Genomic DNA, 14,711 nt, shown 5'->3' on the forward strand with positions numbered 1-14,711 from the left:
CGACGGGCGCCGGCGGTCTCAGCCGGCGCCCGCGCCGGGCTCGCCTCCTCGCTCCTGGCCGCCGTAGAGCACCCGGGTCAGCGACGCGTGTGTGACGCCGTGGTCGGCGAGGATCTCCGAGGGGACACCGCGGCGGGCGGTCAGGGCGAGCAGCAGGTGCTCGTCGCCGATGTGCCGTTCGCCGTGGGCGACGGCGACGCGCAGGGTCCCGGTGAGCAGGTCCTTGGCGCCACGGCCGAACGGCCGCCGGCCGGACCGTCCGCCGAGGAGGCCGCCCCGGCCGACCGCGGCCAGCGCGCCTTCGCCGTGTGTCTCCTCGACCCGTGACACGATCTCCGCCAGGTCGATGCCCAGTCCGGACAGGGCGTCCGCGTCGGCCCGGGAGAGTCCGCCGCGGCGGCGCGTCTCGTCGAGATCCCGCACCAGCCCCGCCCGACCGCCGGGCGGCAGACCGAGCGAGGCCAGCGCGAAGGAACCGCGACTGCCCTCGCGGTCGAGGAGGGACAGCAGGACGTGCGTCTCCTCGACCCGTGTCGCGCCCTCCCGCTCGGCGTGCCCCACGGCGCCCTCGACCACCGCACGGGCGTCCTTCGTGAATCGCTCGAACATCACTGCCTCCCGTACTTCTTGTGCACGGCCTGCCTGCTGACTCCGAGCTCCGCGGCGATCTCCTGCCACGACCAGCCCTGATTGCGCGCGCTGCGCACCTGCACCGCCTCCAACTGCTCCAGCAGCCGGCGCAGTGCCGCCACGGCGCGCAGTCCGACCCGTGGATCGCGGTCGCCGGCGCGCTCGGCGAGATCCGTCGCTTCCGTCATGACTGTCAACCTACGTTGACAGTCTGTCGGTGTCAACCACGATTGACATAACCGGCATGCGAAAGGCGGGCCCGGATTCCCCGGACCCGCCCGTTCGCCCCCCGTTGCCGGCCGCTCAGCCGCCGGTGAGCACGATCTTGCCGAACAGGTCGCCGGACGCGAGCCGTTCGAACCCCTCGCGGGCCCGGTCGAGCGGCAGCGTCTCGTCGATGACGGGGCGGACGCCCGTGGCCGCACAGAAGGACAGCAGGTCCTCCAGTTCGTCCTTCGAGCCCATGGTGGAGCCGACGACCTTGAGCTCGAGGAAGAAGATCCGGGTCAGCTCGGCGTGCGAGGGACGGTCGCCGCTCGTGGCGCCGGAGATGACGAGCGTGCCGCCGGGCCGCAGGGACTTGACCGAGTGCGACCAGGTCGCCGCGCCGACGGTCTCGATGACGGCGTCCACCCGCTGCGGCAGCCGCGCACCCGGCTCCACCGCCTCGACGGCGCCCAGCTCCAGGGCCCGCTTCCGCTTGGCCTCGTCCCGGCTGGTGGCGAAGACCCGCAGCCCGGCCGCCCTGCCCAGCACGATGGCCGCCGTGGCGACGCCGCCGCCGGCGCCCTGCACGAGAACGGAGTCGCCGGGACGCACCCCGGCGTTGGTGAAGAGCATCCGGTACGCCGTCAGCCAGGCCGTGGGCAGACAGGCGGCCTCCGCGAAGGAGAGCTCCTTCGGCTTGGGCAGGATGTTCCAGGTCGGCACGGCGACCTGCTCGGCGAAGGTGCCCTGGTACCGCTCGGTGAGGATCGAGCGCGGCTCGTCGGGCCCGACGCCGTGCCCCGTCTGCCCGATGACGGAGTGCAGGACGACCTCGTTGCCGTCCTGGTCGACGCCGGCGGCGTCGCAACCGAGGATCATCGGCAGCCGGCCCTCCGGGAGGCCGACGCCCTTGAGCGACCAGAGATCGTGGTGGTTGAGGGAGGCGGCCCTGACGTCGACGGTGCTCCAGCCGGGCCGGGCCTCGGGAGCCGGACGCTCCCCCAACTCCAGTCCGGAAAGCGGCTGGTCACGGTCGATGCGGGCGGCGTAGACGGCGAACATGCAACCGACCCTAGGGTCCGGCGGCGGCAAGCGAAACCGGACGGCACTGTGACACATGCCCTCTTGCGCTCCCACCCCGCCCCAGCACGCCGAACACCGCGCGCGACTTCAGCCCGTCCCGCGACTTCAGACCGTCCGGCGACTTCAGACCGTCCGGCGACTTCAGCCCGTCCGGCGACTTCAGCCCGTCCGGCGATTGAGGACGAGGCTCGTCCAGGGCCGAAGCGGGCGTCCAGGGGCGGCAGCCCCGGGGCCGGCGCCCTCGTCATCACCCGAACGGACGGACGGGTGGGTGGGCCAAAAAAATGGCCCCGCCCTCCCGGACGGGACCATTCGCAGGCGCACGTCAGCGACGAGCAACCCCTTCGGCCCGAGCAGCCGCGGCCACCGCCGCCGTCACCGCGGGAGCGACCCGCTCGTCGAACGGCGAGGGAATCACGTAGTCCGCCGCGAGATCGTCGCCGACGACCCCCGCCAGCGCCTCGGCCGCCGCGAGCTTCATGCCCTCGGTGATCCGCGAAGCCCGCACCTGCAGCGCGCCGGCGAAGATCCCCGGGAACGCCAGCACGTTGTTGATCTGGTTCGGGAAGTCCGACCGCCCGGTGGCGACGACGGCCGCGTACTTGTGGGCGACGTCCGGGTGCACCTCGGGGTTCGGGTTGGCCATGGCGAAGACGAACGCGCCCTTCGCCATCGAGGCCACCGCCTCCTCGGCCACGGTGCCGCCGGAGACGCCGATGAACACGTCGGCGCCCACCAGCGCGTGCTCGAGCGAACCGCTCAGCCCGGCCTTGTTGGTGAACCCGGCCAGCTCGCGCTTGACGTCGGTCAGGTCGCTCCGGTCCGCCGAGACGATGCCCTTGCGGTCGGCGACCGCGACGTCCCCGATGCCCGCCTCGATGAGCATCCTGGCGATGGCGACGCCGGCCGCCCCGGCGCCCGAGATGACCGCCCGCAGCTCGCCGATGCCGCGCCCGCTCAGCCGCGCCGCGTTGCGCAGCGCCGCCAGCGTCACGATCGCCGTGCCGTGCTGGTCGTCGTGGAAGATCGGGATGTCGAGCTCTTCCTGGAGCCGGCGCTCGATCTCGAAGCACCGCGGCGCCGAGATGTCCTCCAGGTTGACTCCGCCGAACGAGGGCGCGAGGCGCACCACCGTCTCGACGATCTCGTCCACGTCCGTGCAGGCGAGCGCGATCGGAACCGCGTCGACGCCGCCGAACTGCTTGAACAGGATCGCCTTGCCTTCCATGACCGGGAGGGAGGCCTCCGGGCCGATGTCGCCGAGCCCGAGCACGGCCGTGCCGTCGGTCACGACCGCGACGACGGACGACTTCCAGGTGTAGTCGTTCACCAGGTCCGGCTGTTCCGCGATCGCGGTGCACACGCGAGCGACGCCGGGCGTGTAGGCGAGGGACAGGTCGTCCTTGTCGCGGATCGGGACGGTGGCCTGGACGGCCATCTTTCCACCACGGTGCAGCGCGAACACCGGGTCGAACGAGTCGAGGGGCTCCGCACCGCCCTCCTGGCCCGTTCCGTCGGCGCTCTCGCTGCGAGGATTGACGATCTCCGCTGCCACTGTGTCTTACCCCTTAGGTCTGCATGGTTTGAGGGTGGCCACTCCTGATTGAGAAGTGGGCGGGCATCGCGCAGAGCCGAGGTGATGCGTACGGGCGTCTGCGCGTCGGGCGCGCCGCACACGCGCCCTGAGCCCCGGATGAGGGGTGTGAAGAACCTTCTTACCGGACGGGGACCACAGCCGACGAGTCCATTCGGTGCAAGGTCACACCGCTCGGTGTGTGGACCTTCGACAGAGGTCGCCACGAGTGACATGACTCATGCGGGGGGAGGCATGAGACTCCGCCGGTCCCCTTGACAATGCCTTGACAAGAAAGCATGTCGGCGCACGCACCTCACCACGATGATCTCCGCGCGTGAGGAACCGAAGATTTTTCGGCCGGAACGGGGGATTCCCGCAGATGGTCCGGCTCCGTCCGGTCGTGATGTACCGGACTGAGGCGGTTCGGGGGTCGCCCGTTATCCGATTTTGACATGGCTGCCCCCCTGAATGGCGTCGTCCGAATGGCAAGATGCCGTTATCACACGAGGTCGCGACACCCGAAGGTGTGTGTTCTCGTCGACCCAACGGCATGGTCGGCCCCTCGGCTGTGTCGCGCCATCGGCATCTCCATCCATCCGCCGGAGGAACCCACCATGACCGCACGCTCCACCCGAACCACGACCGCCGCGCGCACCCGCCTGGCAGCGGTCGGATCCCTCGCGGTCGCGGGCGCCCTGCTGCTCACCGCCTGCGGGGACCAGACCAACAGCGGCGGAAGCTCCTCCGAGTCGTCCAGCGGCTCCGACAAGGCCCCGCTCTTCTCGAAGCTGCCGGCGGAGATCCAGAAGTCGGGCGTCATCAAGGTCGGCACCAACGCCGAGTACGCCCCGATGGAGTCCGTCGAGGGCGGCAAGATCGTGGGCGTCGACCCGGACATCGCCGCCGCGCTCGGCAAGCAGCTCGGCGTCGACTTCCAGTTCACCTCGGGCGGTTTCGACACCCTGATCACCGCGGTCAACACCGGCCGCTACAACGTCGCCATGTCGTCCATCACGGACAACAAGCAGCGCCAGGAGGGCCTGGACGACAAGGGCAAGAAGCTGGGCGAGGGCGTCGACTTCGTCGACTACTTCACCGCCGGCACGGCCATCTACGTCAAGAAGGGCAACCCCAAGGGCGTCAAGACCATGGACGACCTGTGCGGTCAGACGGTCGCGGTGCAGCGGGGCACCACCTACGAGGAGGCCCTGAAGGCGCAGTCCAAGAAGTGCACGGACGGCGGCAAGAAGGCCCTCAAGATCGAGTCCTTCGAGAACGACACCGAGGCCCAGACCCGCGTGAAGTCCGGCGGCGCCGTGGCCGGCGTCAACGACTACCCGGTCGCCGTGGACATGGCCCGCAAGGCGGGCAACGGCAACACCTTCGAGGTGCTCGACGAGCAGTACGAGGCCGCTCCGTTCGGCATCGTCGTCGACAAGAAGAACACCCAGCTGCGCGACGCCCTCAAGGAGGCCGTCGACGCGATCATCAAGGACGGCTCCTACCAGAAGGTGCTGGAGAAGTGGGGCGCCGAGAGCGGCGCGATCAAGGCTGCCGCGGTCAACGGCGGCAAGTGATCCACCCCGCACCTCCTGAAGTCTTCGAAGGGCAGTCCCATGACTGACAAGCTCGACAAGTCCTCCGCGGGCGCACCACCCGAGGACACCCCGCCGGTCGCCAAGGACGCGGCGTTCTCCGGGCCGCCGGAGGCCATCAAGGCGATCCCGGTGCGCCACTACGGCCGCTGGGTCAGCGCCGTGATCGTCATCGCGCTGCTCGCGCTGCTGGTCAACGCCTTCGCCCACGGCGACATCCAGTGGGACACGGTCGGCGACCAGCTGTTCGACTCGACCGTGATCGCGGGTGCCGGGCGCACCCTGCTGATCAGCATCCTGTCCATGGTGCTGGGCGTCGTCCTGGGCGTCGTACTGGCCGTGATGCGGCTGTCGAAGAACCCGGTGACCAGCACGGTCGCCTGGCTGTACATCTGGTTCTTCCGGGGCACCCCGGTGTACGTGCAGCTGCTGATGTGGTTCAACCTGGCGCTGATCTTCCCGATGCTGAACCTCGGTCCGATCTACAAGGACGAGATGACGGACGTCATGACGCCGTTCATGTGCGCCCTGCTCGGCCTGGGTCTGAACGAGGCCGCGTACATGGCCGAGATCTGCCGGGCCGGCCTGCTGGCCGTCGACGAGGGTCAGACCGAGGCGGCCCACGCGCTCGGCATGAGCCACGGCAAGACGCTGCGCCGGATCGTCATCCCGCAGGCGATGCGGGTGATCGTGCCGCCGACCGGCAACGAGTTCATCAACATGCTGAAGACCTCGTCGCTGGTGTACGTGGTGACGTACAACGAGCTGCTGCGCTCGACGTCGGTGATCGGCTCCTCGTCGTTCGCCGTGATGGAGCTGCTGTTCGTCGCCTCCATCTGGTACCTGGTCATGACCAGCGTCTTCAGCGTCTTCCAGTACTACCTGGAGCGCTACTACGCCCGCGGTTCGAGCCGTAGCCTGCCGCCCACGGTCTTCCAGAAGATCCGGGCCAACCTGTTCACGATCGGCCGCGAAAGGGGTGCGGCATGACCGCGATGGTGAAGTCCGAGGGCGTCCACAAGTCCTTCGGCGCGGTCGAGGTCCTCAAGGGCATCGACCTGGAGGTCAAGAACGGCGAGGTGTTCTGCCTCATCGGCCCGTCCGGCTCCGGCAAGTCGACGTTCCTGAGGTGCATCAACCACCTCGAGAAGATCAACGCCGGCCGGCTGTACGTCGACGGGGACCTGGTGGGCTACCGCCAGAAGGGCGACAAGCTGTACGAGCTCAAGGACAGCGAGGTCGCGCTGAAGCGCCGTGACATCGGCATGGTGTTCCAGCGGTTCAACCTGTTCCCGCACATGACGGCGGCGGAGAACGTGATCGAGGCCCCGGTCCAGGTCAAGGGCCTCAGCAAGGCTCAGGCCAAGGCGCGGGCGAGGGAACTCCTGGACCGGGTCGGCCTCGCCGACAAGGCCGGGAGCTACCCCGCGCAGCTCTCCGGCGGTCAGCAGCAGCGCGTGGCCATCGCCCGGGCGCTGGCGATGGACCCGAAGCTGATGCTGTTCGACGAGCCGACCTCGGCGCTCGACCCGGAGCTGGTCGGCGATGTCCTCGACGTCATGCGCGACCTCGCCGAGTCCGGCATGACGATGGTCGTCGTCACGCACGAGATGGGCTTCGCCCGCGAGGTCGGCGACAGCCTGGTCTTCATGGACGGCGGTGTGGTCGTCGAGTCGGGCAACCCGCGCGACGTCCTGACCAACCCGCAGCACGAGCGGACGCAGGCGTTCCTGTCCAAGGTGCTGTAGCGGTACGGCACGCGGGGAAGGGGCGGTACGGGGATTCCCGTACCGCCCCTTCCCGTACCTGCGCGCTCAGGGCAACAGCGCCGGATTCAGCGCCAGTTGCCGCAGCTGGGCCTTCGTCAGCGGGTAGGTCTTCAGCGGCGGCCCCTCCTTGCCGGGGCCACTCCGGGTGCCCATCCAGTCCTGTACGAGCAGCACCTTGCCGTCGCCCCGTACCAGCCGGGCCTCCATCCAGCCGTCCGACTCCTTGTCGGCCTTCGGGCCCGACTTCCGGATCGACAGCAGACCGACGCCGGGCACCTTCTCGCTGGTGCACTCTGCCACCAAGTTCGTGTCTCTGCGGAAGGCGCACGGGTCGAAGCCCGCGTCCTCGCCCTTCTCGCGCACCCGGACCGTCACGTAACCGACGCCCCCGTCCCGCGCGACGGCGTAATCCCCGTCGTACGGTCCGGTCCCCTTCTTGGTCATCGGCGAGGTCCTCCAGCCGAACACCTTGGTCAACGTGACCTCGTGCACCTTGCCCACCCCCGCGGGCAGCAGCTTCGCGAAGCCGGCCGCCCCCGTGCCGGCCCCCGCGCTGCCGGTTCCCGCGGCTGCCGCGCTCCGACCCCCGCTCCCGTCCGGCAGGACACCCGGCCCGAGGACTGCTCCCGCGACGGCCACGGCCGCCACCGTGCCCGTGAGCACCACCCGCCGCCGGCGCCGTAGCGTCGCCGCCCGAGCGAAGACGCTCTCGCCGCTCCGGCCCACCGGCGCCTCCACCCTGTCGGCCACGCGCGCCAGCAGATCCCGCACCGTCTCCTGCTCGTTCATACGAACTCCTCCCGTACCGCGGCCCGCAGCGCCGCGAGTCCCCTCGCCGTGTGGCTCTTGACCGTGCTCTCCCGCATCCCCAGCAGCTCGGCGGTCGCGGCGACGCCTAGGTCCTCCCAGTAGCGCAGCACCAGCACCGCCCGCTGCTTCGGCGGCAGTGCGGCGAGCGCGGCGCGGACCATCAGGCCGGCGTCCCGGTCCGTCGGCTGTGCCGCGACGTCGGGCAGCTCCCCGTAGGCGCGCTCGCGCCGCCAGAACCGGCGCCGCCCCGCGATGAAGGTGTTGACCAGCGTCTTGCGGGCGTAGGCCTCCAGGTTGTCCAGCCGCCCGTGCCGGCGTGCCCCGAGGACGACCTTGACGAGCGTCGTCTGGACGAGGTCGTCGGCCTCGTCGCGGTTGCCGCACAGCAGGAATGCGCTGCGGAACAACGCCGTCCGTCTTCCCTCGACGAAGGCGTGCAGAGCCGTTTCCGCGCCCCGCGTCATCCCTCCCCCTCTCCCGGTCCGCCCGGTGGCGGACCGTCTCACCCTTCCAGTGCGCCGGGGAGCCCCGCAGGACGCAGCAGCCGCCCAGGAAATCGCCGGGGCCTTCCTTGCGGCGCAGGCGTAATACCCTGGGAGCACCCTCAGCCGTTACCCGGCCGCGTCCACGACGCGTGCACGACCATCGAGCCCCCGGTAAGGACTACAAGTGGAACTTGCCCATTACTCGGATTACGCCGTGCGTCTCGTCAACAGCGAGGACCCGGCCCGGGGCAAGGACGCGCTGACCTCGGTCGAGGCCGTCCGCGCGCTCTTCGGCGCCAGCCGGTCGGCCGCCCGCCGCGCCACCGACGCGGACGTCACCCGGTTCCGCTCGGTCCGCGGCCGGCTGCGCGCGGTCTTCGAGGCGGCCGACGACGGCGACGAGACCCTCGCGGTGGACCTGCTGAACTCCCTGCTGCTGGAGTTCCCGGTGAGCCCGCAGATCTCCGGTCACGACGTCCGCGACGACGACGGCCGTCCGCTGTGGCACATGCACCTGGCCGACCACCCCTCGAACGCGACGGCGGGGTACGCGGCGATCGCGGCCATGGGCCTGGCCTTCCACCTGACCGAGCACGGCGTGGACCGGCTCGGCCTGTGCGAGGCGAGCCCGTGTCGCAACGCCTACCTCGACACGTCGACCAACCGCTCCCGGCGCTACTGCTCCGACCGCTGCGCCACCCGCGCCAACGTGGCCGCCTACCGCGCCCGCAAGCGCCTGGAGACGGAACCGAAGCCCCCCACGGGCCTCGCGGCCGACAGCGCCCAGCGCAGCATCGCCAGCGGCGAGCGCTGATTGCGCGGCCGGGGGCGGTAGCGCAGCCGTACCCTGCCCAGGACCAGCTCGTCGGGCACCGTGCCGTAGTCCGTGCTGTCGCCGCCCGCGAAGGCGTTGTCGCCGAGCACCCACCAACCGCCCTCGCGGCGCTCCGCGGCCCGTTTGACGACCAGCAGGTCCTGCTGGAAGGGATGCCGAAGCACCACCACGTCACCGGGCCGTACGCGGGCGCCGTACTGCACCACCAGCTGATCCCCGTGGTGGAGCGTGGGCACCATGGACGGACCGGTCACCTCGGCCAGCCCGAAGAGCGGGGCCGTCCTCCCCCGCTCGGTCTCCTGCGACGGTTCCGGCATCCCCGGCACCTCCCCGGTCCGTTCCTCCACCAGTCCCAGTCTGACCCCGGACTTTTGTCCTAAGCCCATGGGGGCACCCGCGAAAAGCCGTCCCCCAGGGAGTAATGTCCCACCTGAGAAGACGATCACGAGGAAGGAACGCTCCATGCTTTCCCGCCTGTTTGCCCCCAAGGTCAAGGTCAGCGCGCACTGCGACCTGCCCTGCGGCGTGTACGACCCGGCCCAGGCCCGCATCGAGGCGGAGTCGGTGAAGGCCGTGCAGGAGAAGATGGCCGCCAACGACGACCCGCACTTCCAGGCGCGCGCCACCGTCATCAAGGAGCAGCGCGCAGAGCTCGCGAAGCACCACGTCTCCGTGTTGTGGAGCGACTACTTCAAGCCCCCGCACTTCGAGAAGTACCCGGAGCTGCACCAGCTGGTCAACGACACCCTGAAGGCCCTGTCGGCCGCCAAGGCCTCGACGGACCCGAAGACCGGTGAGAAGGCCCTGGAGCTCATCGCCCAGATCGACAAGATCTTCTGGGAGACGAAGAAGGCCTGACCTTCTCCGCACCCACTGACCTGCGTTTCTTTCGGCCGCAGCGTCACTCTCCCCGCACCCGGCCCGCAGGCCGCCGCCCCTCGGCGGCCGCCCGCGGTCCGGGTGCGGTGTCGTCCGGTGCCGTGCGGGCCGGCGGCGGGGTCCGGGTGCGATGCCCTGGGGTACCCGAGCGATGCCCTGGGGTACCCGAGCGATGCCGTGCGGGTACCCCGGCCCGGCAGGGGCCCCGGCAGGGGCCCCGGCAGGGGCCCGTGCCGGTCACGTCGCGTCCGTGCCCGTCACGCCTCGCGCCAGCGCGGCCGGGACCGGTCCGTCGTGTCTGCCTCGCCGGCCTCCAGCAGCCCCGCCGCGGCGCCCACGACGCGCGGATCCGGGGTGCCGACGACCTCCTCGTCCTTGTCGGCGTAGGCGAACCGGGCGAGCACGCTGCGCATGGCCTCCACACGGGCCCGCTTCTTGTCGTTGCTCTTGACGACGGTCCAGGGCGCCCACGCCGTGTCCGTGTCGTGGAACATGGCGACCTTGGCCGCGGTGTAGTCCTCCCAGCGGTCCAGCGAGGCGAGGTCCATCGGGCTCAGCTTCCACTGCCGCACGGGGTCGATCCGGCGGATCGTGAAGCGGGTGCGCTGCTCGCTCTGCGACACCGAGAACCAGAACTTCACCAGGTCGACGCCGTCGTCCACGAGCATCCGCTCGAACATCGGCGCCTGGCGGGCGAAGCGCCGGTACTCGTCGTCGGTGCAGAAGCCCATGACCCGCTCGACCCCGGCCCGGTTGTACCAGGACCGGTCGAAGAGCACGATCTCACCCGCGGTCGGCAACTGCTCGACGTACCGCTGGAAATACCACTGCCCCCGCTCCCGCTCGGTCGGCTTCTCCAGGGCCACCACCCGGGCGCCCCGCGGGTTGAGGTGCTCGGTGAACCTCTTGATGGTGCCGCCCTTGCCGGCCGCGTCGCGGCCTTCGAAGACGATGACGAGTCGGCGTCCCGTGTCCTTGATCCAGCTCTGCAGCTTCAGGAGCTCGATCTGCTGGAGCCGCTTGTGCCAGTCGTACTCCCTGCGTTCCATGCGCTGCGCGTAGGGGTAGTTCTCCCGCCAGGTGTCGACCGGGGTCCCGTCGGGCCGGATGAGAACGGGCTCGTCGTGGTCGCTGTAGTCGACGCGCAGGTCGGCCAGCTCGGACTGCGGGGGCGGTATCGCCATGCCCTCTACCTCCCGGTCTCGGACCTCGGGCCCGTGTATGGACGGCGAGGTGACCAGCCATGCGTTCACCATGCGCCCGCCGACGCCCCGCCGCACCCCAGAGGGCCGCGGCCCGGCCGGGCGGCCGGAATCCCGCGACGTCGATCCGTCGCCCCAGGGGATCAGACGTCCGTGTACGCGAGGCGAAGCGCGGGCGAAGCCCTGTCGGCGCCCCGTACCCGCCGGGCGCGGCACCGTGCCATGCTGGCAGGGTGAAACGGGAGGACCTGGTCAGACTGCGGCAGGCACGGGACCGCATGGACCGTGAGTACGCCGAACCCCTCGACGTCGCCGCGCTCGCGCGCACCGCGCTGATGTCCTGCGGCCACTTCCAGCGCAGCTTCCGCGAGGCCTACGGCGAGACGCCCTACAGCTATCTGATGACCCGCAGGGTCGAGCGCGCCAAGGCACTGCTGCGCCGGGGCGACCTCACCGTCACCGAGGTGTGCATGGCCGTCGGCTGCACCTCGCTCGGCTCGTTCAGCGCCCGGTTCACCGAACTGGTCGGCGAGACCCCGAGCGCGTACCGGGCGCGGTCGCACGAGCCGAGCGCGGTGATCCCGCCGTGCGTGGCCCGCAAGTTCACCCGCCCGCGACGCTCCGGACCTCCTCTACGCCCGTAAGGCTGGACACCATGGACCTGCTGCTGCACCAGTGCTTCATCGCCGTGGACGACCACGACAAGGCCGTGTACTTCTACCGTGACGTCCTCGGGCTGGAGGTCCGCAACGACGTCGGCTTCGAGGGGATGCGCTGGGTGACCCTCGGCTCACCGCTCCAGCCGGACGTCAGCATCGTGCTGGAACCGCCGGGCGCCGATCCCGACGCCTCCCCCGCCGACAAGGACGCGTTGGCCCGGCTGCTCGCCAAGGGCATGCTGCGCGGGGTCATCTTCTCCACCGCCGACTGCGACGCGCTGCACGCGCGCGTGCAGGAGGCCGGCGTCGACGTGCTGCAGGAGCCGACCGACCAGCCGTACGGGGTGCGTGACTGCGCGTTCCGAGACCCCGCCGGGAACCTGCTGCGGTTCATGGAGCGCAAGGACGCCGCCGGGCGTCCCGGCGGGTGAGAAGGGGAGGCTCCCGCTCCCGCCGCCGCTCTACGATCGGCCCATGAGCACCCCGGCCGCCCGCCCCGCCCCCGCCGTCCGCTGGACGTACGCCTTCGTCGACCGGCCCGCCCATCTCTTCGAGCGGGCGTGCGCGTTCTGGACGGCGGTCACCGACACCGGCCTGTCCGGACTGCGCGGCGACGAGGGCGAGTTCGTCACGCTGATGCCGCGGGGCGGCGCGGACGCCTGTGTGAAGGTCCAGGGGGTCGCGGCCGGCGACGGCGGCGCGCATCTCGACCTCGCCGTCGAGGACGTGACCGCGTTCACGGCCGAGGCGTCACGGCTGGGGGCGGGGACGGCCGGCGCGCACGAGGGCTGGTCCGTGCTGCGCTCCCCCGGCGGACTGTCGTTCTGCGCGGTGCCCTGGAACGGGGAGGCAAAGCGGCCGCCCGTGGTGGCGGACAGCCGGCTGGACCAGGTGTGCCTGGATCTCGCGCCGTCCGCGTTCGAAACCGAAGTCGCCTTCTGGAGCGCGCTGTTGCCCGACTGGTCGTCCAGGCCGGGCTCCCGGTCCGAGTTCCATGTGGTCGAACAGCCGGCCGGGCTGCCGATCCGCATCCTGCTCCAGCGGCTCGACGAGGAACGCCCCGGCGGCGCGGACCGGGCCTCGGCCCATCTCGACCTGGCGTGCGGGACGGACGTCGACGCGGTGCGCGTCCGCCACGAGCAGCTCGGCGCGCTCCTGGTCGCGCGCGAGCCGCACTGGACGGTGATGCGCGACCCGGCCGGCGGCCTGTACTGCCTGACCGGACGCGACCCGGAGACCGGCGGCCTGCCGCGAACCGCCTCCTGACCCGCTGACGGCCCGACCCGCTGACGGCCCGACCTCCCGACGCCGCGGTCCGCCCGTCCGGCAGCGGGCGCGGCAGGTGGGCGTCGGCCGGTGTCAGGAGGCGGGGGCGGCGGGGGCCTGGGGCTTCTGGTCGGGCTCGGCGACCGCGTCCGCGTACGCCTCGCACTCCTGGTTGTGGCACGGCCCCGCCGTCCAGCGCGGCACCCACGCGCCCAGCGTCTTGTGCCGCCGGACCACGGACTGCACGGGCTGCCCGCAGGCGGGACACACTCGTTGTTCCCTGTCCATGACCTCAGGGTAGGGCGGCCCGGGCGCGAGCGCTCCCCGCGTGCACCGGTGAGTCAGCGTGACCGGTCGTAGGTGCGCACCACGGCGCCGTTGCCGAAGGAGCGCACGTCTCCGAGAACGAAGCGGGCGACGTCGCAGTCGGCGCCGAACATCGGCATGCCGGTGCCGTAGACCATCGGGTACGTCTTGATCACCAGCTGGTCGATCTCGTCGAACAGCTCCCCCGCCAGACGGGAACCGCCGCACAGGTAGATGTCGAGGCCGCCGTCCTGCGCCTTCAGCTCACGCACCGTGTCGAGCAGCCCGTCCCGGACGATCTCGACCTCCGGGCTCGGCGATGCGGCGAGGGTGCGGGAGGCGACGTACTGGCGCAGGTGGGCGTACGGGCTGACGTTGCCCTCCTTCAGGGCCAGGTCGTAGCTGACCCGGCCCTGGATGATCGTGTCGAACCGCTTGTTCTCCAGGTCGTCGAAGCCGAGGGCGCGCCGGCCGGCGGTCGGCACGGTCTCCGGGTACTCGGACTTCAGGAAGTCCAGGAACTCCTCGTCGACGTAGGAGAGCATCGCCGTGGCGTCGCCGGTGGTGTCGCCGATGAAGCCGTCGAGGGAGCAGGCGACGTAGTAGGTGAGCTTTCGCAAGTGGGTCTCTTTCCGTAGGCTGCTCTGAACCACTCCAGTTGTAGTACTTCACGTGTAGTGGTTGCAAGAGAATTGCGTGATGCGGTCCGGGAACCGCGTCAAGTGAGCGAGAGGGTTCCGCATGGCCGGAAATCCGGAGCGCCGGGCGGCCCTGGTCGACGCCGGGGTCGAGGTGCTCGCCCGTGAGGGGGCGCGGGGGCTGACCTTCCGTGCGGTGGACGCGGCGGCGGCGGTGCCGGTGGGCACCGCCTCCAACTACTTCACCGGGCGGGACGACCTGCTCCGGCAGATCGACGCCCGGCTGCACGTCCGGCTGGCGCCCGACCCCGAGGTGCTCGGCGGGCTGATGGCACAGCCGCGCGACCGCTCGCTGGTCGCCGCCTTCATGCACGACCTGATGGCCCGCGCGACCCGTGACCGGACGGGCTACCTCGCCCTGCTGGAGATGCGCCTCGAAGCGACCCGGCGTCCTGAACTGCGGTCCTCCTTCACCGCGTCGGTGCGCGGCGACCTCCGGGAAGGGATGGACTTCCACCGTGCGGCGGGCCTGCCCGGCGGCGACGAGACCGTGGTGGTCCTCTACCTCGCCATGCTCGGCCTGCTCCTGGAACACCTGACCCTGCCGGACGTCCTGGACGGCGTCCTGCCCGCCGTCTCCGTGCCGGACGGGCTGATCGACCGCATCGTGGCGACGGTGGTCCCGGAGCACCCCTGACGCCCTCGGGGACCCGATCCCGGCGACGCCGGACGCGCCGGTGTGCGGAGTGCACGGGTCTCCCGACCTGCCGC

General features: G+C 70.9%; 19 protein-coding genes. 9 read left to right on the plus strand and 10 right to left on the minus strand.

The window, feature by feature from the left end:
* Positions 1-18 precede the first annotated feature (18 nt).
* The 4 genes from OHS82_RS15200 to OHS82_RS15215 all read right to left on the minus strand — a co-directional run bounded on the left by OHS82_RS15200 (position 19) and on the right by OHS82_RS15215 (position 3,475).
* Positions 19-609 (minus strand): Clp protease N-terminal domain-containing protein, encoded by a 591-nt coding sequence (locus OHS82_RS15200; protein ID WP_328434016.1) that lies wholly within the window; start codon positions 607-609, stop codon positions 19-21.
* Positions 609-818, minus strand: coding sequence for a helix-turn-helix domain-containing protein (locus tag OHS82_RS15205; protein WP_018571396.1), 210 nt, complete (start codon positions 816-818; stop codon positions 609-611). The genes OHS82_RS15200 and OHS82_RS15205 overlap by 1 nt, the downstream gene beginning before the upstream one ends.
* A gap of 115 nt (positions 819-933) precedes the next feature.
* Positions 934-1,899: a zinc-binding dehydrogenase gene (locus tag OHS82_RS15210; RefSeq protein WP_057584198.1), complete on the minus strand. Its 966-nt coding sequence runs from the start codon at positions 1,897-1,899 to the stop codon at positions 934-936.
* Positions 1,900-2,245: 346 nt separating this feature from the next.
* Complete coding sequence (locus OHS82_RS15215) at positions 2,246-3,475, minus strand: NAD(P)-dependent malic enzyme (protein ID WP_328434017.1); 1,230 nt, start codon at positions 3,473-3,475, stop codon at positions 2,246-2,248.
* Positions 3,476-4,110: 635 nt separating this feature from the next.
* On the opposite strand from OHS82_RS15215, the gene OHS82_RS15220 reads away from it, so the two are divergent.
* From OHS82_RS15220 to OHS82_RS15230, 3 genes are read left to right on the plus strand one after another with little or no spacing between them, the layout of a single operon-like run.
* A complete protein-coding gene (locus tag OHS82_RS15220; protein WP_057584201.1) occupies positions 4,111-5,073 on the plus strand; it encodes an ABC transporter substrate-binding protein in 963 nt (320 codons plus the stop codon).
* 39 nt (positions 5,074-5,112) lie between these two features.
* On the plus strand, positions 5,113-6,081 hold the full coding sequence (locus tag OHS82_RS15225; protein ID WP_057584203.1) for an amino acid ABC transporter permease: 969 nt from the start codon (positions 5,113-5,115) through the stop codon (positions 6,079-6,081).
* The gene (locus OHS82_RS15230; RefSeq protein ID WP_057584205.1) at positions 6,078-6,839 is read left to right on the plus strand and encodes an amino acid ABC transporter ATP-binding protein; all 762 of its coding nucleotides are present in this window, start codon (positions 6,078-6,080) and stop codon (positions 6,837-6,839) included. Before OHS82_RS15225 ends, OHS82_RS15230 begins: the two co-directional genes overlap by 4 nt.
* A gap of 66 nt (positions 6,840-6,905) precedes the next feature.
* Here OHS82_RS15230 and OHS82_RS15235 read toward each other — a convergent pair whose 3' ends face one another.
* Both OHS82_RS15235 and OHS82_RS15240 read right to left on the minus strand, forming a co-directional pair.
* Positions 6,906-7,649, minus strand: a complete 744-nt coding sequence (locus OHS82_RS15235; RefSeq protein WP_328434018.1) for a hypothetical protein — start codon at positions 7,647-7,649, stop codon at positions 6,906-6,908.
* The gene (locus OHS82_RS15240) at positions 7,646-8,134 is read right to left on the minus strand and encodes a sigma-70 family RNA polymerase sigma factor (RefSeq protein ID WP_328434019.1); all 489 of its coding nucleotides are present in this window, start codon (positions 8,132-8,134) and stop codon (positions 7,646-7,648) included. Before OHS82_RS15240 ends, OHS82_RS15235 begins: the two co-directional genes overlap by 4 nt.
* 205 nt (positions 8,135-8,339) lie before the next feature.
* Here OHS82_RS15240 and OHS82_RS15245 point away from each other — a divergent pair, with 205 nt between their 5' ends.
* Positions 8,340-8,969: a CGNR zinc finger domain-containing protein gene (locus OHS82_RS15245; protein WP_057584211.1), complete on the plus strand. Its 630-nt coding sequence runs from the start codon at positions 8,340-8,342 to the stop codon at positions 8,967-8,969.
* Here OHS82_RS15245 and sodX read toward each other — a convergent pair.
* On the minus strand, positions 8,873-9,307 hold the full coding sequence (gene sodX, locus OHS82_RS15250) for a nickel-type superoxide dismutase maturation protease (RefSeq protein WP_057584213.1): 435 nt from the start codon (positions 9,305-9,307) through the stop codon (positions 8,873-8,875). The genes OHS82_RS15245 and sodX overlap by 97 nt on opposite strands.
* 145 nt (positions 9,308-9,452) lie before the next feature.
* Here sodX and sodN point away from each other — a divergent pair, with 145 nt between their 5' ends.
* The gene (gene sodN / locus OHS82_RS15255) at positions 9,453-9,848 is read left to right on the plus strand and encodes a superoxide dismutase, Ni (protein ID WP_057584215.1); all 396 of its coding nucleotides are present in this window, start codon (positions 9,453-9,455) and stop codon (positions 9,846-9,848) included.
* A 278-nt stretch (positions 9,849-10,126) separates the two neighbouring features.
* On the opposite strand, the gene ppk2 is transcribed toward sodN, so the two are convergent.
* A complete protein-coding gene (ppk2, locus tag OHS82_RS15260; protein WP_057584217.1) occupies positions 10,127-11,053 on the minus strand; it encodes a polyphosphate kinase 2 in 927 nt (308 codons plus the stop codon).
* Positions 11,054-11,304: 251 nt separating this feature from the next.
* Here ppk2 and OHS82_RS15265 point away from each other — a divergent pair, with 251 nt between their 5' ends.
* Genes OHS82_RS15265 through OHS82_RS15275 form a run of 3 tightly spaced genes read left to right on the plus strand, consistent with a single transcriptional unit; the run spans position 11,305 to position 12,996 of the window.
* Positions 11,305-11,715, plus strand: a complete 411-nt coding sequence (locus OHS82_RS15265; RefSeq protein ID WP_057584219.1) for a helix-turn-helix transcriptional regulator — start codon at positions 11,305-11,307, stop codon at positions 11,713-11,715.
* An 11-nt stretch (positions 11,716-11,726) separates the two neighbouring features.
* Positions 11,727-12,161 carry a VOC family protein gene (locus tag OHS82_RS15270; RefSeq protein WP_328434020.1) on the plus strand — a complete coding sequence of 145 codons (435 nt, stop codon included), beginning with the start codon at positions 11,727-11,729 and terminating at the stop codon, positions 12,159-12,161.
* Between the two features lie 43 nt (positions 12,162-12,204).
* On the plus strand, positions 12,205-12,996 hold the full coding sequence (locus OHS82_RS15275) for a VOC family protein (protein ID WP_328434021.1): 792 nt from the start codon (positions 12,205-12,207) through the stop codon (positions 12,994-12,996).
* A 93-nt stretch (positions 12,997-13,089) separates the two neighbouring features.
* Here OHS82_RS15275 and OHS82_RS15280 read toward each other — a convergent pair whose 3' ends face one another.
* Entirely contained in the window at positions 13,090-13,284 is a 195-nt protein-coding gene (locus tag OHS82_RS15280) for a hypothetical protein (protein ID WP_057584223.1), read from the minus strand.
* A 53-nt stretch (positions 13,285-13,337) separates the two neighbouring features.
* Positions 13,338-13,922 (minus strand): dihydrofolate reductase family protein, encoded by a 585-nt coding sequence (locus OHS82_RS15285; RefSeq protein WP_057584224.1) that lies wholly within the window; start codon positions 13,920-13,922, stop codon positions 13,338-13,340.
* Between the two features lie 121 nt (positions 13,923-14,043).
* On the opposite strand from OHS82_RS15285, the gene OHS82_RS15290 reads away from it, so the two are divergent.
* The gene (locus OHS82_RS15290; protein WP_057584225.1) at positions 14,044-14,637 is read left to right on the plus strand and encodes a TetR/AcrR family transcriptional regulator; all 594 of its coding nucleotides are present in this window, start codon (positions 14,044-14,046) and stop codon (positions 14,635-14,637) included.
* Positions 14,638-14,711 lie beyond the last annotated feature (74 nt).

Origin of the sequence: Streptomyces sp. NBC_00425, from assembly GCF_036030735.1 — a bacterium.
Taxonomy (GTDB): Bacteria; Actinomycetota; Actinomycetes; order Streptomycetales; family Streptomycetaceae; genus Streptomyces.